The following is an 18,446-nucleotide window of genomic DNA, read 5'->3' as shown; positions in this document are numbered from 1 at the left end:
TGCGGTCGTGGTGCGGTCGATGCCGTCGCCCTGCCCGCATTGCCTTCACCTGCGGACGGGCCGACTGCAGCCATTCGCTGCGAGGTTCGAGGGCTGGGGGCGGGCCGCGGGGTCAAGCGGCGACAGGGTTCTTCCCTGTGAGCACGCGCTAGACACAAACATACCTCCAGGCCCTTGCGTTTTGGTAGGGTGGCAACGTGGTGCGCTCTGGCGCACCCGCGGAGGACCGATGAGACTCGCCCACGGAATTGCCACCCTCACCGCGGCCACGATCCTGGCCGTCAGCCCGACCGCGAGTGCGGTTCAGACTCCTGCCGAGCACGCGCGGCGGCCCGTCCTGGAGGTCGCCCAAGGCGCTCCCGTACGCGTGGCCGGCGACCTCGCGTGGCATCGGGTCCCGGCCCGGCACGCACGAGCCTGGACCCGGCTGCTCGCCGAGATGGGCCCGCAGACGTGGGCGGTGTGGGACCGCGATACCGACGTGGTCAGGCGGATCTGGGGCGCGGGGATCGCGGCGCCAGGCAGCGCGTCCTCGCCGGTCGCGGCCGAGCGGATCGCGCGGGCGTTCCTGAGCCGCCACGTGGCATTGCTGGCGCCCGGGGCCGCGGCGGGGGACTTCACATTGGTGGCGAATGTCGAGAGCGGCGGGATGCGCACTCTCGGGTTCGAACAGCGGGTCCGCGGCGTCGCGGTCGAGGGCGGGCAGGTCAGCTTCCGCTTCCGCAACGACCGCCTGTTCATGATCGGCTCGGAGGCGCTGCCGCACGTGGCGGCGCCGGCGGTCCGCTCGGTCGGCGCAGCGCAGGCGCGGGCCGCCGCGAGCGATTGGCTGGAGCGCGACCTGTCCCCGGGGACAGTCACCTTCGAGGCCGCGCACGAGGCGGTGGTGCTGCCGCTGGTGCGCGCGGGCAAGGTCGACTACGCGACGGTGGTGCCGGTCGAGCTGTCGACGACCGCGCCGCGCGGGCGCTGGCGGGTCTACGTCGACGCGGCCACGGGCGAGCCGGTGGCGCGCAAGCAGACGCTGCTGTTCGCCAGCGGCAAGGTCGCCTACGACGCGCCGCTGCGCGAGCCCGGCGGCGAGCGCCAGGACTGGCCGGCCAACCGCGCGGCGCTGACGGTGGGCGGGATGAACGTCACCAGCACCGAGGCCGGCGACGTGACGTGGAACGGCAACAACGCGACGACGGTGACGACGCGGGCGTCCGGCACGCAGGTGACGGTCAACAACGACGCGGGCAACCCGGCGACCGGCAACCTCAACCTGCAGCCGAACCAGACGGCGGTGTGGGGCGCGCCGAACGACGAGCAGGTCGACGCCCAGATCAGCACCTTCGTCCACGCGAACGTCGTGATCGAGTACGTGCGCCAGATCGACCCCGGCTTCGGCTGGCTCGGCGAGCAGCTCCAAGCGACCGTCAACATCAACGAGAGCTGCAACGCCTATTACGACGGCAACATCAACTTCTTCCGCCAGAGCAACCAGTGCAACAACACCGGCCGGGTCGCCGACATCGTCTACCACGAGTACGGCCACGGGGTGCATGACCACGCGATCATCCAGGGCGTCGGCAACTTCGACCCGTCGCTGTCGGAGGGCGTGAGCGACTACCTGGCGGCGACGATCGTCGACGACCCGGCGATGGGCATCGGCTTCTTCCTCAACGACCCCGGGCCGCTGCGCCACATCGACCCGAACGGCAGCGAGGCGGTGTGGCCCGACGACATCGCCGGCGACCCCCACACCACCGGCCTCATCATCGCCGGGGCGCTGTGGGACCTGCGCAAGGCGCTGATCGAGGACCAGGGCCCGGGCGGGGTGGCCCACGCCGATCACCTCTACTACGAATCGATCCGCCGCGCGGTCGACATCCCGAGCATGTACTTCGAGGCGCTCGCGGCCGACGACGACGACGGCGACCTCGCCAACGGCACGCCCAACCAGTGCCTGATCAACGCGGCGTTCGCCAAGCACGGGCTGTTCAAGCTCGACGTCGACGTCGAGGCGCCCGGGGTGGCCCTGCCGCAATTGGCCGAGTACACGGTGTCGGTCGCGGTCGACGGCGCCGGCGGGCAGTGCAGCGGCGGGATGATCGAGTCGGCCGAGCTGACCTGGCGCCTGCGCGAGCAGCAGGACGTCGGCGGGGTGATCGCGATGGACATCGCGCCGGACCAGATCACCGGGCAGATCCCGCAGCAGCCGGCGGGCAGCGTGGTGCAGTACCAGGTGAAGATCACGTTCCAGGACGCGACCGCGCTGCAGTACCCGGAGAACCCGGCCGACCCGTTCTACGAGTTCTTCGTCGGCGCGGTCGAGGAGATCTACTGCACCGACTTCGAGTCCGACCCGGCCGCCGACGGCTGGACGCACGGGCTGACGATGGGCATGCAGGGCGAGGGCGCCGACGACTGGATGTGGCAGGAGCCGCTGTCGCCGACGGCGTCGGGCGACCCGCAGGCGGCGTTCGACGGCTCGCGGGTGTTCGGCAACGACCTCGGCGGCGGCAACTTCAACGGCACGTACCAGTCGGACAAGACGAACTTCGCGCAGTCGCCGGTGATCGACACGACCGGCTATTCGCAGGTGCGCCTGCAGTACCGCCGCTGGCTCAACATCGAGGACGGCCACTTCGACCGGGCGCGGATCTACGCCAACGACGCGGAGGTGTGGACCAACTTCGCCAGCCCGAACATGAACGACGCGACGACGCACCACACCGACCGCGAGTGGCGCTTCCACGACGTCGACCTGACGTCGTCGGTGATGAACGACGCGGTGACGCTGAAGTACGAGCTGCGCAGCGACGGCGGGCTCGAGATGGGCGGCTGGACGCTCGACGCGCTGTGCGTGGTCGGGGTGGTCGACGCGCCGGCGGCGGTCTGCGGCGACGGGATCGTCAGCGTCGGCGAGGAGTGCGACGACGGGGCGAACAACAGCGACTCCGAGGCGGACGCGTGCCGCACGGACTGCACGTCGGCGAGCTGCGGCGACGGGGTGGTCGACGGCGGCGAGGACTGCGACGACGGCAACGACACGCCGGGCGACGGCTGCGAGGCGAACTGCATCGGCGGCGGCGAGCCGACCACGAGCGGCGGCGACACCGACTCCGACGGCTCGAGCGGGCAGGTGCCGACGACCGACGGCCCGGGCGAGACCGGCGCGCAGCCCGGCTCGGACACGGACGAGGGCAGCGACACCGAGGCCAGCGACTCGAGCGGGACCGCCGGCGACACCGACAGCGACTCCGGCGGCAGCGCAGCCGACGAGAGCGGCTGCGGCTGCCGCCAGGACGGCACCGGCGGGGCCGGGCTGTCGGCGCTGACGCTGCTGCTGCTGACGCTGCGGCGCCGGCGTTCGCGCTGAGAGGCAAGAGCCGCCGACGCACGCAGCGTCGGCGGCTCTTCTTTTTTCTTTTCGAAAAAAGATTGAGGCGCGAGTGGCCCACGTGGGCCTCGCGGCTCGCTGGCGACCGCCGGAGGGGTCGCGCTCTGTCGTCAGGCAGCGACCGCTCGAAGCACCGAGGGGCTCGAGATCGCGCGGTGAAGCCGAGCTGTCTTGAAGGACAGCCAGTATTGGCGCTGGCTTCGTCTGTCCCGAAGGACAGCCGCCGCCGGCCCGGAGATCGCTGCTTCAGCTGTCCCGAGGGACATTTTTTTTAAAGTTACGCGCTCGAGGCCTTGCCGCCGCCGATGCTCATGCGGTCGTCGAGCTCGGCCACGCCGGCCGTCTGCAGCGCCAGCTCGACGATCAGGCGCCGCGTCTGTGGGTCGTAGACGAGGCCGGTCAACGTGACGTTGCCGCGTTCGACGGCGACCTCGACCTCGCTGGCGTCGATGTCGGGGTGCCAGGTGAGGGCCTCGTTGATGTCCTCGGCGATCCGCGCGTCCGACCGGCGGTAGCTGCGCGGGCCGCAGCCCACGTAGCGGCCTCGGCCGGACTCCGACGCGGCGAGCGCGTCACCCTCGCGGGCGCGCGGCGCCGAGGGCCACGGCTGCGGCTCCCGGTCCGGCCAGGTCACCTCCCCGTAGAGGCCGCGCGAGCGGAAGCCGGGGTCGATGAACTCCTCGAACGGGGCCTCCGCGTCGGTGTTGCTGCGCGTGTCCTCGCGGTCCTTGGTGTGGCGCTTCGCACTCATGGCTGTTCCTCCGCGAATTGACACCGTAGGGAAACACCACTGAGCGACCACTGTACATTGTTCAATGTCGCGTGCAGGCAATGGGAGCACGGCAGAGGCCGGCGGCGGCGTCCGGCGGCGGGGTGGGCGCCTGAGTCACGCGCCGGGTCGCACTGCCGCGTGCAGGGCGGGGAAGACGCGGGCGACCTTGGCCAGCAGGTATTCGCCGTAGGTCCCGCGGAAGGCGTGGACGCTGGCGCGATCCCAGCGCTCGGCGGCGTCGTCGGAGATGTCGGCGGGGCGGCGCGGTAGCGGCACGATCTCGGCGTCCCACGCGGGATCGAAGAAGAACGGGAACGACAGGCGATCGCGACTGGCCGAGCCGCGCACGCGGTGGGGCGTCGAGCGGTACCAGCCGCCGGTGAGGCGGTCGAGCATGTCGCCGATGTTGCACACGAGGGCCCCGGGCAGCGGCGGGGCGTCGATCCAGCCGCGCGGGGTCTTGACCTGCAGGCCGCCGACGTCGTCCTGCACGAGCAGCGTGAGCAGGCCGTAGTCGGTGTGTTCGCCGACGCCCCAGCCCGTCTGCGGGGTCGCCGGGTAGTGGAAGATCCGGAACAGCTGCGTCGGGTCGCCCGTGTAGTGGCCCCGGAAGTAGTCCGGCGGGAGGTCGAGGCTGCGGGCCACGCCCGTGAGCAGCAGCTGGGCGGCGTCGGCGAGCTGGGCCATGACTGCGAGCACCACCGGGCGCAGCTCCGGCAGCCACGCCGGCCACAGGTTGGCCCCGTGCAGCGGGGTGCCGGCGCGCACGCGCGGGTGGTCGGCGGGCAATTCTGTCCCGAAGTACAGGCCCTCCTTGAGGTCGGGCTGGCCCGAGGTGAGCTCGCCGCCCAGCGGGAACCACCCGCGCCAGGCGCGGCCGCCGTGGTGCATCGCCAGGGCCTGCTTGTCGGCCTCGGGGGCGGCGAAGAACCGCCGGCTCAGGGCCTCGAGGCGGGCCTGCAGCGCCGGATCGAGGCCGTGGCCGACGACGTAGAAGAAGCCGCTGTCGCGGCAGGCCGCAGCGATGGCCCGCGCGAGCGCGTCGCGGGCAGACGGGTCGGCGCCCTGGCGGAGCGGCGTGAGGTCGAGGACCGGGAGCGCGGACACCGGCGGATGCTAACAGCTCGGCGAGGCGGGCGCGACGCTGCCTGGCGGAAAGGCCAGGTGCGGTGGGAGGCACCCGCGGCCCCGGTCTTCGCGGACCGCATCGAGCGGCACCTGGCGGGGAGGCCAGGTGCCGCTCGCGTCCGGCGGCCCGAGTCGGGCCGGGCCCGTTTACGCTCGGCGCACGCGGGCCTTCATCTTGAGCGCGACCGCCGGCGTGAGCCCGCCGAAGCCCCACGACCACTCCTGGTTCACCGTGCCGGGCGCGGTGAAGGTGAGGGTCGTGACGGGGCCGCTCTGATTCCAGCCCATCACGCCGCCGTGCGGCGACGGCAGCTCCTGCGGGTCGCTGCGGCTCTCGTCGAGGGAGTAGCCTTCATTCTGCGGCGATAGCGTGATCGTGACCGGGCCGGTGCTGTCGACCTCGGCGAGCACCTCGGTGATGATCTCGCCCACGGCGTAGTAGGGATAGCCGCTGTTGTTGAAGTAGAGGGCGAGGGTGCCGGTCGAGGTCGGCTGGGTGGTGAGGTTCGCGCCCGAGGCGTCCTTCAAGGTCCATGTGACTGCCATGACGATGCAACTCCTGTCGCGCGTCGGGCCGGCGGGCATCGCCGACCCCGTCGCGTCGTACAACCGGTAGTGTCCAGGGCCGGCCGAACCGGTCACCTCGTCGCGACGATGATCGATCGGGCCGTGTAGATGCACGGAAGAGGGAGCGCGTGCCACTATCGTCCGAGGCGCGAGGCCGAGGGAGCGATGCAAACGATGACGTCTCAGGACACCCTGGAGAGCCACGAGGTCGGATCGTCGACGGCGTCCGCCGAGCCGGCACCGGCGCAGACCGTCGAATTGTCGGGGCTGGAGCTCGTGAGCCAGTGGTTTCCGTGCCCGCTCACGGTCCGCGCCGGGACCTTCTCGCTGCCGCCGGAGCCGGCCTGGCAGGTCGTGGTCCGCGCGGCCCGGCCGCAATTGGAGGCGATGCTCGGGGGCGTCGGCCGGCTGGAGTGCCCCGAGCTCGGTCCGCTGATGCAGTGTGGCACGGCCTGGTTGGTCGGCGGCGGCATCGCCGTGACGAATCGGCACAACATTTTGTCGCTCCTCGACGACCTGCAGCGCGGGGTCAAGACGCTGCGCGTCGACCTGTGCGCCGAGGCGGGGGCGCCGGCCGATGGACGTTGTCGGGTCCGCCGGATACTGCACGTCGACCCGATTCACGACCTCGCGTTCCTGCAGATCGACCCGCAGCGGGCGCCGCATGCCGGCCTCGCCCTGGTCGACTCGATCGTCCCCGATCACCCATTGGCGGTCATCGGCTTCCCGGCGCACGCGGAGGGCGCGTACCCCGAGGCCGAGTACAAGCATTGCTTCGGTGACGGCTGGTTCGACAGCGACGGCCGCGGCTACAAGCGGATCTCGCTCGGCCGCCTGGTGGCGACGTCGGGGGCGCAGCTCGAGCACGACTGCACCACGCTGGGCGGCAGCTCCGGCGGAGCGATCGTCGACCTGGTTCGCGGCGCAGTGATCGGCCTCAACTACGGCGAGTCACGGGACCGTCGCACCAACCTCGGGGTGCCGGGCTGGGTGGTGCGCGAGAGGCTGGCGCAGCTCGAGCGCTGGGGCTGACGTCAGTTCGCCGACTCGAGCTCGGCGGCGCGCCGCCGCAGCTCTCGGGCCCGCTGCGGCTTGCTTCGGAGCGCCGTGTGTGCGTCTGCCAGTGCGCGCATCGTCTCGATCATAATCTCCCTTAAACCGAGGCGTTCGAGCGGCGCCTGCTCGAGGATGGCCAGCGCTCGCTGGAGCAGCATGACCGCCATTTGGGGCTCGTCCTCCGCGAGGGCCACCAGCCCGAGCCCTCGCAAGGGGAGCGCCTTCATCGCCGGTTCGGACGATGTTTCCGGGGATTTCAGCCCGATCAATCGAGAGAAGTAAGGCAGCGCCTCGGCGCATTGGCCGAGGACGCAGAGGGCGTCGCCGATGTTGGCGAGGGTGGCGAAGAGATCCACCGAGCTGTGCGCCGGATCCGCGTCATGGATGTCGAGGAGCTCGCGATAGGCGGCGAGGGCTCCCGGGTCTGGCCGTTCATTCGGTGTGCTTCAGCCAGGACGATGAGCGCGGTGATTCGCTCGGCGTGGGTCGGGGGGACGAGGACCTCGTAGGTGGCCATTGCCGCGTCGAGCCGCTCGATGGCCCGCGTGATCGCGTCATCGTCGAGGTCGAGCTGCGCGAGCGCGACCTCGGTCTTGGCGACCCAGAGGTGCCTCTCGCCGTAGGTGGTCACCAGGGCGGTGCGCGCGTGCTCCAAGGCCTCGCGGGCCGCGGCAGGCTGCTCGAGTTCGTAGAGGTCGAGGCCGAAGTTCAGCTCGACGCGCGCAGTCAGGGGGTGCTCGCGGCCGTACTCTCGCTGTAAATCGGAGAGGAGTTGCCGGTGCATCTCATGTGCCTCCTGCAGTTGCAGGGCTTCGCCCAGAGCGGCGGCGAGGGACAGGCGGGCGAGCATGACATCCGGGTGATCTGGAGGGCAAAGCGCCTTCAAAGTGGCGAGCGCCTGTCTGCGAAGTGCCACCGCATCCAGAGGCCGACCCTCGGCGATGAGGACCTCGCTCTCGGCGGTTGCGATCGCGGCCGCCGCTGTCTGTGGATCCGGATGACGCTCGGACTTCGCGTGGTCCAGGCACGTTCGCGCTTCGCCGGGCGCGTCGAACACGAGGGCCTGGACTCGTGCGAGCTCGTTCCAGATCTCCCACTTCAGAGCCGAGTAGTCGGCGGCATTCGCCCGATCATAAGCCTCGCTCAGGATCTTCGCCGCGCCGGGCCCATCGCCGAGCAGACGTCCCTTCGCCCGACCGAGCAACAAGAGCGCCTCGGCCTCGCCTGCGACGTCGGCGTGGCTGCGGATCTCCGCCAACGCTTGGTCGAGAAAAGTGACGGCATCACGACCTTCATGCGAGATGGTGAGGAGATTGCCGCGATCGAGCAGCTCGCGCACGCGTGGGTTCGTGGGCGCGTCGGGGCCGTCCACGAGCTGCATGGTCGGAGATACGCGGCATTGCTCGGGCCGAGACAGGCCGGCCGCTGCTTTGTCGGCGCTGGCCACGAGGGTGCTGTCGGCGGCGGCGAGCTCGTGGAGCAGCGTGGTAAAGGCTTCGCGCTGGCGGCCGAGGCAGGCGGCGCTCTGCGTGAAGTAGCGCTCCAGGGGTTGCGCCGCGAGTTGCCGCGCCTCGCAGTCGCTCACCGCGGTGTCCGCCCAGTCTTTCGCGTACGCTTCGAGCATGCGACTCGTACGTTGCCACGACTGTTCGGCGTACGGCAGTCCGGTCGCCACGAATGCGGCGTGAATGGATTCTTTGCGCTCGTCCCAGGTCGCGGTGATGCGGCCCTCGTATTGTGAGCACTCTGGCCGAGCGGTTTCGGTGAAGAGCGTCGCCCCGAGGGCGGTCGAGCCTGCCAGCGCCACGACCAGGCCGGCCGCGAGGGCGCCGCGCTTGCGGCGTTTGGGCGTCTCGACCAGCACGTCGATCAGCGCCGCCATCGACGGGAAGCGGTCGGCGGGGTCGAGGGCGAGGGCGCGGGTGAGGGCTTGGCGCAGCCATTGCGGCGCGGGGGGGTCGGCCGGCAGCGCCAGGGCGCCTGTCCGAGCGGCCAGGCGCTCGATGGCGGGCGGCGGCGGGCGGCGGAACAGGGCCTCGGTCAGGGCGACCGCGAACGAGTATTGATCGCTGCGGGCGTCGCAGTCGCGGCCGCGGACCTGCTCGGGCGACATGTACGTCGGCGTGCCGGCGTGCTTGCTGGTGTGGCCGGCGGAGGTGGACCCGGCGGTGCGCTCGGGCTCGGTCTCTTGCTGGCTCTGGTCGGCGACGGCCAGGCCGAAGTCGGCGATCCGGACCCGGCCGTCCTCGCCGACCATCGCGTTGGCCAGCTTGAAGTCGCGGTGGACGATCCCGGCCTGATGGGCCGCCGACAGGCCTCGGGCCGCCTCGACGAATCGCTCGAGGATCGCGGCCAGCGGGCGCGACTCGCGGTCCAGCCATTCGCGCAGCGTGGCGCCCTTGACCAGCTCCATGACGATGAACAGGCCGCCGTCGGATTCGCTGACCTCGTGGATCTGCACCACGTTGGGGTGGGACAGCTTGGCCTGCATCTGGGCCTCTCGCAGGAGGCGCGCCCGGTCCTTCGCGCCCTCGCGCAGGCGGTCGTCGCGGATGACCTTGATCGCGACCAGGCGGCCGAGTTGCAGATCCTGGGCCGAGTAGACCACGCCCATGCCGCCCTGGCCCAGGGTCTGCACCACCCTGAAGCGGCCGATCTGGACCGGCGGATAGGCCTCGTCGAACAGCTTCGATTTGAGGCTGCGATACATCGCCTCGTCCGCGAGGTCGCGCTTGTCGGACCCGAGCTGTTCGAGGTCGGGCCAGGTGTGCTCCTGCTGCGGGTCCATGGCCGGGGTAGTGTCTCCGAGGCCCGGGTCCGTCAGCCAGCGGGTTTCGCGGCCCGGGCTCCGTGGTAAGGTGGCGCCATGAAGAGCGACCAGGAGCTCCTCACCGCCTGGCGGGACGGCGATCGCCAGGCGGGCAGCGTCTTGTTCGACCGCCATTTCGACGCCGTCCGCAGGTTCTTTCGCAACAAGGTGGAGCACCAGGCCGAGGACCTCGTGCAGCGCACCTTCATCGGCTGCGTCGAGGGCCGCGACCGGTTCCGCGGGGACGCCTCGTTTCGCACGTACCTGTTCGCCATCGCCCACAACATCCTACGCGACCATCTGCGCCGGAACCGGCGGCCGCCGGAGGAGCTCGACCTCGAGAAGATGTCGCTCGTCGACCTCGGCGCGAGCCCGACGTCGCTGCTGGCGGCGCACGCGGAGCAGCGGCTGCTCCTGCACGGTCTGCGCAAGATCCCGGTCGCGTCGCAGGTGATCCTCGAGCTGTATTATTGGGAGCGCATGACCGGGCCGGAGCTCGGGGCGTTCCTCGGGGTGCCGGAGGACACGGCCCGCAGCCGCCTGCGCCGGGCCAAGCAACAGCTCGAGACGGCGATTCGCGGGCTCGAGGCGAGCGCGTCGGAGATGGAGAGCACGATCTCCGGGCTCGAGCAATGGGCGGCCGGGCTGCGGGCGCAGCTGGTGGCGACGCGTTGAGGCAAGCGCGGATCATCGCGACAGTCGCTCGATTCGCTCGCGCACGAGCCAGCCGGGCACCGATTCGTGGCCGCCGACGGTGAGGCCGATCGCCTGCCCTGACGCGAGGTCGAGGAGGACGCCGCCGGGCCGGCCGGGGCAGTCGTGGCGCAGCAGCGCCGACGAGACCTCCTGGACCCGGCCGGGCACCAGGCGCAGGTCGCCGGGCTCGGCCCCGGGCGGCTCGTTGCGGTCGATGGCGGCCAGCTCGTGGCCGTGGGCGACGCCGGAGGCGAGGGCGATGAAGCTCGCCTGCGGGGCCACGCGCAGCAGCGCGAGGTCGCAGTCGGGCGCGAGGTAGAGGACCTCGCGGACGGCGACGGGGCCGCTGCCGAGGTCGAGCTGCAGGGTCCGCTCGCCGCGGGTCAGCGGCGCGAGGCAGGACAGCAGCGGCTTGCGCGTCGTCACCGCGAGGTCGGGGCGCACGAGCCAGGCGGTGGCGAGGGGGGTGGCGCTGCCGGAATCGATGGCGTCGAGGCGGCCGACGCAGGCGCTCGCGGTCGCGAGCGCCCGCTCGAGCGCGGGGTCCCGCGGGCGGCTGGGCGCGGTCGGGGGCGCAGGAGGGGCCACCGACGCGGCGGGCGGGGGCGGGGACCAGAGGTGCCGCAGGCGGGTCGCCACGGCGTCGCCGCTCGCGTCGGCCAGCAGCGCAGCGAGGCCGGCCAGCGCGATCTCGTCGCTCTCGGCCGCCGCCCAGGCGGCGAACAGCGCCCGCACTGCGCCCTCGTGCTGCTCGGACTGGGCCATCGTCTCGATAGTAACCAGGGGCGGTCGATCCGTCACCGCGATCGGAATAGCGCGATTGCCGCGACTCGGCCGAGGCCGGATCGCGCGGCTGCAAGGATTGCCGGCAGTGGTGGCAGGGCCTGCGCGGCGCTATCAATATATGCAGTCGATGTCGTGAATCAGCGGTGCGCGGCCAGCCATGATTCGACCTCGGCGCGCTCGGCGGTGAAGCGCTCGCCGGCGGCGGAGTAGTGAGCGAGGGCCTGGCGGGCCGCGTCGGCGGCGGCCTTGTCGCGCGACTGCTGGCGGGCCTGGGCCTCGACGAACCGCAGCGCCCCGGCTTCGTGGGCCAGGCCGCCCGGCTGCTCGCGGATGGCGAGCGCGCGGGTCAGCAGCGGGAGCGCCTCGGCGGGCTTGCGCTCGCCGACGGCCGCGCGGGCGAGGCCGCCGAGCGCGGTCGCGGCGGCGATGTCCTGCGGGCCGTAGGTGGCCTCGGCGAGCTCGAGCGCGCGCTGGAAGTGGGCGCGGGCGTCGGCGTATTCGCGGCGGGCCAGGGCGACCTCGCCGAGGGCGCACAGCGGCTGGATCTGGCCCGGCTGGGCGGGGCCTTGCACGCGCGCGTGCAGGGCCAGCGCGCGCCCGGCCAATGCCTCGGCGTCGTCCCAGCGGCGCTCGAGCGCGGCCAGCTCGGCGAGGCCGCCGAGCGGCTCGGCGACCTCGAAGTCGTCGGCGCCGAGCGCCTTCTCGGTGATTGCGAGGGCGCGCTCGTAGTGCGCGTGGGCGGCCGCGAGGTCGCGCTGGGCCGCGGCGACGCTGCCGAGGTTGCACAGGGGGATCGACAGGCGCGGGTGCTCGACGCCGATGCTGCGCTCGTAGATCGCGAGCGCGCGCTGCAGCCGCTCGCGGGCGCCGGGCAGGTCGCCGCGCTGCTGCGCGACCATGGCGAGGTTGTTGAGGGTCTCGCCGACGGCGAGGTTCTCGGGGCCGAGCAGCGCGGCGAAGAGGTCGAGGCTGCGCTGGTAAATGCGCTCGGCCGCGGCGAGGTCGCCCTGGGCCAGGTAGACGCCGCCGAGGTTGTGGGCGACCGTGGCGAGGTCGAGGTTGTCGGGGCCCTCGTCGGCCTCGGCGAGGGCCAGCGCGCGCTCGAGGTGCTCGCGGGCCTCGGGGTACTTGCCCCACCGCTCGAGCACGCCGCCGAGGCCGGTGTGGCGGGTGATCTGCAGCTGCGGCGGGGCGCCGAGCCGCTCGAGCAGCATGGCGGCGTGGCGGTCCCACAGCATCGCGTCGTCGTAGCGGGCCTGCTCGACGCCGTAGATGAAGGTCAGGGCGAGGGCGGCGTCGGCCTGGACCTCGTCGTGTTTGACCGCGCCGGCCATGAAGTACGCCTCGAGCATCGCCTCCTCGGCGCCGGCGGGGTCGCCGGCGTACTCGAGCAATTGGGCGTGGCGCGCCAGCACCTCGGCGTGCAGCGGGCGGTAGCCGATCGCGCTCGTCTCTTGCAGGATCTCGTCGGCGAGCGAGCGGATCGCCTCGTACTGCCCGAGGTTGCCGCGCACGCGCACGCGGGCCAGCTTGGCCCGCACGTCGGCGACCCGCGCCGCCTGCTCCGGATCGTCGGGCGGCGGCAGGGTGGCCATCAGCGCCTCGGCGTCGGCGCAGCGATCGAGGCGGCCGAGGTTCATGGTCGCCTGGACGGCGCGGCCTAGCATCGCCGCGTCGGCGGCGGCGAGGCTCTGCACGAGCACGTCGATTTCGGTGCGGCGCAGGCTCAGGCACTCCATGCGGCGGTCGAGCAGCTGCGGGGATTGTTCGCCGCGCACGTGGGTGGCCTCGCAGGCGGCGGTGTGCATGGCGATCCAGTCGGCGGCGTAGGCGTCGAGGCGGGCCTCGACGCGGCCTGCGACGTCGTCGGCGCCGGCGGCCCCGGTGGCGCGCAGGGCCTGGCGGAGCTCGGCCTTGCGCGCGTCGTCCCACACCCCGGCGAAGCGGGCGGGCGCGTCCTTGCAGAGGCTTTGCGGGGCCGCGGCGGGCGGGGTGAGGCCGTAGCCGAGGCCGGCCGCGAGCCCGGCGATGCCGACGCCGGCGAACCACTGGCGGGCGCGCTTGCCCGGCTCGCGCGCGAGCTCGGCGAGCAGGGCCTCCATCGACGGCCAGCGGTCCTGCGGGCGCGCCGACAGGCCGCGCAGGGCGATCCGGCGCAGGCGCGGCGGGACCCTGGGGCCGCGCGGCGGCTCGCTGCGCTGGAGCGCCTCGATCTGGGCCAGGAGCTCGTCGGCGGTGCGCGCCTTGAAGGGCCGCGCGCCGTGGAGGCCCTCGTAGAGCACGACGCAGAAGCTGAACTGATCGCTCTCGACGCCGATCGGCTGCAGCGCGAATTGTTCGGGGGACATGTACGGCGGCGTGCCGACCAGAGTGCCGGCCTCCGTCAATGGTTCGCTGAGCGAGCCGGTGCTGTGGGTCACCGGCGCGAACAGGCGCGGGTCGGCGCCGAAGGTCGCCTCGCCGGCCTCGACGGCGCGGGCGAGGCCGAAGTCGAGGACGCGGACGAAGCCGTCCTCGGCGACCATGACGTTGTCGGGCTTGAAGTCGCGGTGGACCAGGCCGGCCGCATGGGCGACCGCGAGGCCGCGGCCGGCCTGCTGCAAGATCGCCAGGACCTCGCGCCACGGGTGCGGACCGCGGCGCAGCCACGCGCGCAGCGTCTCGCCCTGGACGTACTCCATGACGATGTACACGCGGCCCTCGAACTCGCCGACCTCGTAGACGCGGGCGATGTTGGGGTGGGCCAGCTTGGCCATCGCCTGGGCCTCGCGCTGCAGGCGGGCGCGGCCGAGGCTGTCGCCGTGCGACGGGCGCATCAGCTTGATGGCGACCTTGCGATCGAGCTCGTCGTCGAAGGCCGAGAGGACCACGCCCATGCCGCCCTGGCCGATCTGGCGCAGCACCGTGAAGTGGCGGATCCGCGTCGGCGCGGGCGGCTCGTCGGGCACGCGGGGGTGCGAGCGCGTGCGGCCGGGCCGGGCCTGCACGATCGGCGGGTCGGGCGGGACCTCCCGCGTGCGCGCGTCGGCGACGTGGCCGTCGTCGTCGGGGACCTGAGGCGGGGGCTCCGTCACCGCCGGCGAGCATACCAATCGCGGGCCCGGGTGGCGGACGCGTGAAATCGCGCATCGGCCCGCGCCTGGCCTCCGCTGGTGCAGAAGCGGGGCGCACGAAGGTCGCGGGGCCTCGCGGCGCCGCGACCTCGGGTCATTCGTCAATGGGCGGGTGAGGCTATTGCTTGTAGTGCTCGAGCAGCCACGAATAGATGTCGTGGCCGGCCGAGAGGTCGTACGTCTTGGTCCACGAGTCGTGGCCGACGCCCGGGTAGATGACCATCTCGACGTCGGGCTTGGGGTCGCACATCTGCAGGCCGGTGACGGGCTCGATGGTGCCGCTGACGTTGACGGTCGGATCCTGGTCGCCGTGGAAGGCCCAGATGGGGACGCGGCCGAGCTCGCACTTGGCCTTCATGAAGGCGCCCTTGCCGTCGCCGGCGATCGCGACCAGTGCCGCGATCTGCTCGTCGAGGAAGTCGCCGATGTAGCCCCACGAGCCGATGGCGCCGCAGCTCAGGCCGGTGAGGTAGACGCGGGCCGGGTTGATGTCGTAGTGCGTCATCGCGTATTCGATGAACGAGTGGACCTCGCCCGAGCCGGGGCAGCCGCCGCCGGGGTGCTGCGGCGAGAGCACGACGAACGGCAGGGTGGTGTCCCACTGGTTGTTCTTCTGCAGCTTCGGCGGGCCGTTGTTCGGCACCTTGTCGAGCTCGCTGTCGCCGTTGCCGTTCTCGCCGATGCCGTGGAGGAACACCAGCAGCGGGTACTTCTCGCCGCCGCCGTAGCCGGGCGGGGTGTACTCCCAGTAGCCCTGCGCGGCCTCGGACATGCCGAGCGGGATCTTCTTGAAATGGGCCGACGAGGGCATGCCGTCGTCGGGGATCTCGGGGATGTCCTCGGGGCCAGGTTCGACCGGACCGGTGGTGCCCGTGGTCGTCGTATCGTCGGTGGTGGTGCCCGGCTCGGCGGTGGTGCCCGGGGCTTCGGTGGTGCCCGGGGCGTCGGTGGTGCCCGGGGCGTCGGTGGTGCCGGGCGCGTCGGTGGTGCCGACCGTGGGATCGACGGTCGTCGTGCCGTCGGTGGTCGGGGTGTCGGTGGTGGCCGGACTGCTCGGATTGCTCGGTTCGTCGGTGGTGCCGGGCGTCGTGGTGGCGTCGGTCGTGGCGGGCTCGGTCGTCCCGTCGGTGCCGGTGCTCCCGGTCGTGGTGCCGCCGTTGTCGCCGCATGCGGCGAGGAGCGTCAGTGAGGGCAGGACGAACCACCAATTTCGCAGTGTCATGGCCATGGCAGCGGCCTTATCATCGCGCGACAAATAGCGTCAAGGCGTCGATTCGCGCGCCATACAATCGCAGTTTGGCGGCCGCAGATGGGGCCTGACGGCGAGGAGCGGTGACCCCAATGGTGTGCCCTCGGGTGCTCGTAATCGATGGACGTCGCCCGCGAATCATCGGGGGACACACGCGCGCGGCTGAGTGCTTCGCCGAGCGACGCGGCTTCGCAATGTGGAGGGCCCGCGTCTGCCGGTCGGATCCGCGCCGGCGTCCGGGGAGCGCCGACTCGCATTCGCGGGCATACTGTTGCGAAGTGCCCTCCGCCGCGCTCGCGCTGCTCCTCCTCGCCGATCCGGGCTGGCTGGAGCTGCGCTGGCCGGAGGTGGTGGGGTGTCCCACGGCCGCCGAGGTCGCCGCGGCGGCCGAGCGCCTGGCGGCCGTCGGGAGCCGCCGTCCGGTCGTCGCCGAGGCCGTGATCACGGTCGACGACACCGGCTATTCGCTCGCGCTGGCGGTGCAGACCGCCGACGGCGTCGAGGAGCGGCGCGTTCACAATGCCCGCTGCGAGCCGCTCGCCGACGCGACCGCGGTGATCGTGGCGGTGGCGGCCGAGCCGGCCGGGAGCGGGACGAGCCGGCCGGCGCGCGACGAGGAGATCCCGCCGGGGCTGCGTCGGACGCCGCCGCCGGAGGTGGGCGTGCGGCCTGCGGTCGGTGCATTCGTGGCGGCGGTCGGCGCGGTCGGTCCGCCGCGCTCGCCGGCGCCGGGGCTGCAGGCCGGGCTGCTGGTGCTGTGGCCGCGGGCGCGCTCGAATTGCGGTTTCACCACACTTTCGCGGCGCCGCTGCGGCTGGCGGAGATGCCCGCGGCGGGGGCGGAGCTGCAGCTGTCGGCGGCGGCGGTCCGCGGCTGCCCGCGATGGTCGCGGCGAGCGTGGTCGCTGCATTTGTGCGGCGGCCTGGAGGTCGGAGCATTGACCGCGCGGGGGTTCGGCTTCCCCAGCAATGCTCGCACCACTGGATTGTGGGCAGCGGCGGTGGCCGGTCCCGGGGCGCAGTGGCGGCCGCTGCGGTGGCTGGCGCTCGGGGCCGACGTCGAGGCGGTAGTCGCGTTCACGCGGCGGGGCTACGCCGCGGCCGACGAGCGGGCGTTGCTGTACCGGGTGCCGCCCGTGGGCCTGCGCTTCGGGGCGTCGGTGGCGGTGTTTTTTTTCTGACGAGGGTCGCCCCTGCCGGAGATTTCACCTCCAGCCATGCTCTCCTGCCCGCCCGACCGGATCGCCGCGTTCGCCGCGTTCTTCCGCGCCCACTTCACCTACGTCCACCAGAACCTGCGCCGGCTCGGGGTCCCGCCGGGGGCGGTCGAGGACGCGGCGCAGGAGGTGTTCTTGGTGGTCCTGCGCCACGCCGACGCGCCGATCACGAACGTGCGCGGCTGGCTGTTCGGCATCGTCCGCAGGATCGCCTGGCGCTTCCGCCGCGGGGCGTCGCGGCGCGACCGACTGGTGCAGGCGTTGACCCACGAGCCGCTCGTGGTCGGCGACGACGACGCGCAATTGCTGGAGCGCGAGGCGGCCGAATTGCTGGAGCGGTTCCTGGCCCGGCTCGACGACGACAAGCGCGCGGTGTTCGTGCTCGCCGAGCTCGAACAGCAGACTGCCGGCGAGATCGCCAGCGCCCTGGGGATCAAGGAGAACACGGTGTATTCGCGGCTGCGCGCGGCCCGGCAGGAGTTCGATCGCAGCTGCGCCCGGCTGCGCCTGCGCGACCAGCGGGAGGCGCTGCTCGGCCGGGGCCGCCGGGCCCACGCGCCGTCGCCGGCGACGCGCGAGCGGGTGCTGGCCGCGTTGCTGGTGCCTGGCCTTTGGGGCATGTCCGCGGGGGCAGCCGCGGCGACGCCGGCGACGCACGGCGGGGGGGTGTTCGCGGGGCTGTCGGCGGTGGCGAGCGCGCCGCAGGTCGCCACGCTGACTGCAGTGCTGCTGGGCGTGCTCGGGGGCGCGACTGCGCTGCTCGATGCGGGCCGGGCGCGGGCGGGGGCGGCGGAGGTGAGCGCGGTCGAGGGGCGGGGAGGCGGCGAGGACGAGGATGTTCTTTGGGACAGGTTGGTGGCGGGAGCCGAGGAGAGGGCGGTCGCTGGGGGTTGGGGTGGGAGCGAGGGAAGAGAGGCCAGTCCGGACAGGTCGCGGGCGAGCGCGGCACGGGCCGCAGTTCTGCAGGGCGAAGCGGATGACGGTCGTTCGAGCAGGTCGCGGGCGGTCGCAGGGAAACAGGGCGGGGTCGAAGCGGATGCGGGGCGTCCGGGCAGGGCGCGGATGGGCGCAGGGGCGCGGGAGGGTGGCGCGGAGCGAGCGGGCCGGCGAGGCCGCGCGGGGCAGGCTGGCGGGCGCGGGGAGCAGAATGTCCGGGCGACGACGGGCGCCGCGCCGACCGTGGGAGCAGGTGTCCCAGGGGACAGGTCGGAATCCGGGGCGATCACTGGCGCCGTGGGCGTGGCAACAGAGAAATCTGTCGCCGAGGACATGTCCGCCGTGAGCGCCGCGCCCCGGTCAGACGAGCTTGCCCCGGCCGACGCGACGACGCCGGGGGCCCGCGGGAGCGAGGACCTCGCGCGCGAGGCCGGCCTCATCGCCGAGGCGCGACGGGCGATCCGCGAGCGGGCGTGGGACCGGGCGATCGCGCTGCTCGCCGCGCACGCGCGCGAGTTCCCGGGCGGGACGCTGCGCGACGAGCGGTGGCTGTCGCAGATCGTGGCGACCTGCGCTTCGGGACAGGTCGAGGCGGCCCGGGCCGAGATCGAGCGACTGGCGCGCGAGCGGCCGGCGCTGGCGCGCAAGGCGGCGCCGCTGTGCCCGGGCGGGGCGCTGCCGCGGCCGGAGCCGGCCCCCGGGGAATAGGGTGACGGGTCGGCCGACGATTTTT

At 72.6% G+C, this 18,446-nt stretch carries 14 protein-coding genes; 6 read left to right on the top strand and 8 right to left on the bottom strand.

Going from position 1 to position 18,446, the window contains the following annotated elements; genetic code table 11:
- Positions 1 to 229 precede the first annotated feature (229 nt).
- Positions 230 to 3,364, top strand: a complete 3,135-nt coding sequence (locus OV090_RS08935) for a hypothetical protein (protein ID WP_267703113.1) — start codon at positions 230 to 232, stop codon at positions 3,362 to 3,364.
- Positions 3,365 to 3,662: 298 nt separating this feature from the next.
- Here OV090_RS08935 and OV090_RS08930 read toward each other — a convergent pair whose 3' ends face one another.
- The 3 genes from OV090_RS08930 to OV090_RS08920 all read right to left on the bottom strand — a co-directional run bounded on the left by OV090_RS08930 (position 3,663) and on the right by OV090_RS08920 (position 5,831).
- Positions 3,663 to 4,136, bottom strand: a complete 474-nt coding sequence (locus tag OV090_RS08930) for a BON domain-containing protein (protein ID WP_267703112.1) — start codon at positions 4,134 to 4,136, stop codon at positions 3,663 to 3,665.
- A gap of 135 nt (positions 4,137 to 4,271) precedes the next feature.
- Positions 4,272 to 5,264: a 2-oxoglutarate and iron-dependent oxygenase domain-containing protein gene (locus OV090_RS50575; protein WP_267703110.1), complete on the bottom strand. Its 993-nt coding sequence runs from the start codon at positions 5,262 to 5,264 to the stop codon at positions 4,272 to 4,274.
- A gap of 168 nt (positions 5,265 to 5,432) precedes the next feature.
- The gene (locus OV090_RS08920) at positions 5,433 to 5,831 is read right to left on the bottom strand and encodes a hypothetical protein (protein ID WP_267703108.1); all 399 of its coding nucleotides are present in this window, start codon (positions 5,829 to 5,831) and stop codon (positions 5,433 to 5,435) included.
- A gap of 195 nt (positions 5,832 to 6,026) precedes the next feature.
- On the opposite strand from OV090_RS08920, the gene OV090_RS08915 reads away from it, so the two are divergent.
- Positions 6,027 to 6,884, top strand: coding sequence for a serine protease (locus OV090_RS08915; protein WP_267703107.1), 858 nt, complete (start codon positions 6,027 to 6,029; stop codon positions 6,882 to 6,884).
- Between the two features lie 2 nt (positions 6,885 to 6,886).
- Here OV090_RS08915 and OV090_RS08910 read toward each other — a convergent pair whose 3' ends face one another.
- Both OV090_RS08910 and OV090_RS08905 read right to left on the bottom strand, forming a co-directional pair.
- A complete protein-coding gene (locus OV090_RS08910; RefSeq protein WP_267703106.1) occupies positions 6,887 to 7,264 on the bottom strand; it encodes a tetratricopeptide repeat protein in 378 nt (125 codons plus the stop codon).
- Positions 7,174 to 9,522 (bottom strand): serine/threonine-protein kinase, encoded by a 2,349-nt coding sequence (locus tag OV090_RS08905; RefSeq protein WP_267707089.1) that lies wholly within the window; start codon positions 9,520 to 9,522, stop codon positions 7,174 to 7,176. Before OV090_RS08905 ends, OV090_RS08910 begins: the two co-directional genes overlap by 91 nt.
- Before the next feature lie 252 nt (positions 9,523 to 9,774).
- Between OV090_RS08905 and OV090_RS08900 the strand changes: the two genes are divergently transcribed.
- On the top strand, positions 9,775 to 10,392 hold the full coding sequence (locus OV090_RS08900) for a sigma-70 family RNA polymerase sigma factor (RefSeq protein WP_267703105.1): 618 nt from the start codon (positions 9,775 to 9,777) through the stop codon (positions 10,390 to 10,392).
- A 12-nt stretch (positions 10,393 to 10,404) separates the two neighbouring features.
- Here the strand turns inward: OV090_RS08900 and OV090_RS08895 are convergent, their stop codons facing one another.
- From OV090_RS08895 to OV090_RS08885, 3 genes are all read right to left on the bottom strand, one after another.
- The gene (locus tag OV090_RS08895) at positions 10,405 to 11,178 is read right to left on the bottom strand and encodes a hypothetical protein (protein WP_267703104.1); all 774 of its coding nucleotides are present in this window, start codon (positions 11,176 to 11,178) and stop codon (positions 10,405 to 10,407) included.
- 158 nt (positions 11,179 to 11,336) lie between these two features.
- A complete protein-coding gene (locus tag OV090_RS08890) occupies positions 11,337 to 14,273 on the bottom strand; it encodes a serine/threonine-protein kinase (RefSeq protein ID WP_267703103.1) in 2,937 nt (978 codons plus the stop codon).
- 157 nt (positions 14,274 to 14,430) lie between these two features.
- Positions 14,431 to 15,534 (bottom strand): hypothetical protein, encoded by a 1,104-nt coding sequence (locus OV090_RS08885; protein WP_267703102.1) that lies wholly within the window; start codon positions 15,532 to 15,534, stop codon positions 14,431 to 14,433.
- 305 nt (positions 15,535 to 15,839) lie between these two features.
- Here OV090_RS08885 and OV090_RS08880 point away from each other — a divergent pair, with 305 nt between their 5' ends.
- Genes OV090_RS08880 through OV090_RS08870 form a run of 3 tightly spaced genes read left to right on the top strand, consistent with a single transcriptional unit; the run spans position 15,840 to position 18,421 of the window.
- On the top strand, positions 15,840 to 16,502 hold the full coding sequence (locus OV090_RS08880; protein WP_267703101.1) for a hypothetical protein: 663 nt from the start codon (positions 15,840 to 15,842) through the stop codon (positions 16,500 to 16,502).
- Positions 16,499 to 16,741 (top strand): hypothetical protein, encoded by a 243-nt coding sequence (locus tag OV090_RS08875; RefSeq protein WP_267703100.1) that lies wholly within the window; start codon positions 16,499 to 16,501, stop codon positions 16,739 to 16,741. Before OV090_RS08880 ends, OV090_RS08875 begins: the two co-directional genes overlap by 4 nt.
- A 36-nt stretch (positions 16,742 to 16,777) precedes the next feature.
- On the top strand, positions 16,778 to 18,421 hold the full coding sequence (locus OV090_RS08870; protein WP_267703099.1) for a sigma-70 family RNA polymerase sigma factor: 1,644 nt from the start codon (positions 16,778 to 16,780) through the stop codon (positions 18,419 to 18,421).
- Positions 18,422 to 18,446 lie beyond the last annotated feature (25 nt).

Source organism: Nannocystis sp. RBIL2, from assembly GCF_026626745.1.
Classification (GTDB): Bacteria; Myxococcota_A; Polyangia; order Nannocystales; family Nannocystaceae; genus Nannocystis.
This window is presented reverse-complemented; position numbering and strand designations above follow the sequence as displayed.

What these genes read in the sequence shown, in the direction of transcription:
- OV090_RS08935 (WP_267703113.1), top strand. Translation starts at nt 230, where the DNA reads ATGAGACTCGCCCACGGAATTGCCACCCTCACCGCGGCCACGATCCTG.
- OV090_RS08930 (WP_267703112.1), bottom strand. Translation starts at nt 4,136, where the DNA reads ATGAGTGCGAAGCGCCACACCAAGGACCGCGAGGACACGCGCAGCAAC.
- OV090_RS08920 (WP_267703108.1), bottom strand. Translation starts at nt 5,831, where the DNA reads ATGGCAGTCACATGGACCTTGAAGGACGCCTCGGGCGCGAACCTCACC.
- OV090_RS08915 (WP_267703107.1), top strand. Translation starts at nt 6,027, where the DNA reads ATGACGTCTCAGGACACCCTGGAGAGCCACGAGGTCGGATCGTCGACG.
- OV090_RS08905 (WP_267707089.1), bottom strand. Translation starts at nt 9,522, where the DNA reads ATGGGCGTGGTCTACTCGGCCCAGGATCTGCAACTCGGCCGCCTGGTC.
- OV090_RS08900 (WP_267703105.1), top strand. Translation starts at nt 9,775, where the DNA reads ATGAAGAGCGACCAGGAGCTCCTCACCGCCTGGCGGGACGGCGATCGC.
- OV090_RS08895 (WP_267703104.1), bottom strand. Translation starts at nt 11,178, where the DNA reads ATGGCCCAGTCCGAGCAGCACGAGGGCGCAGTGCGGGCGCTGTTCGCC.
- OV090_RS08885 (WP_267703102.1), bottom strand. Translation starts at nt 15,534, where the DNA reads ATGACACTGCGAAATTGGTGGTTCGTCCTGCCCTCACTGACGCTCCTC.
- OV090_RS08870 (WP_267703099.1), top strand. Translation starts at nt 16,778, where the DNA reads ATGCTCTCCTGCCCGCCCGACCGGATCGCCGCGTTCGCCGCGTTCTTC.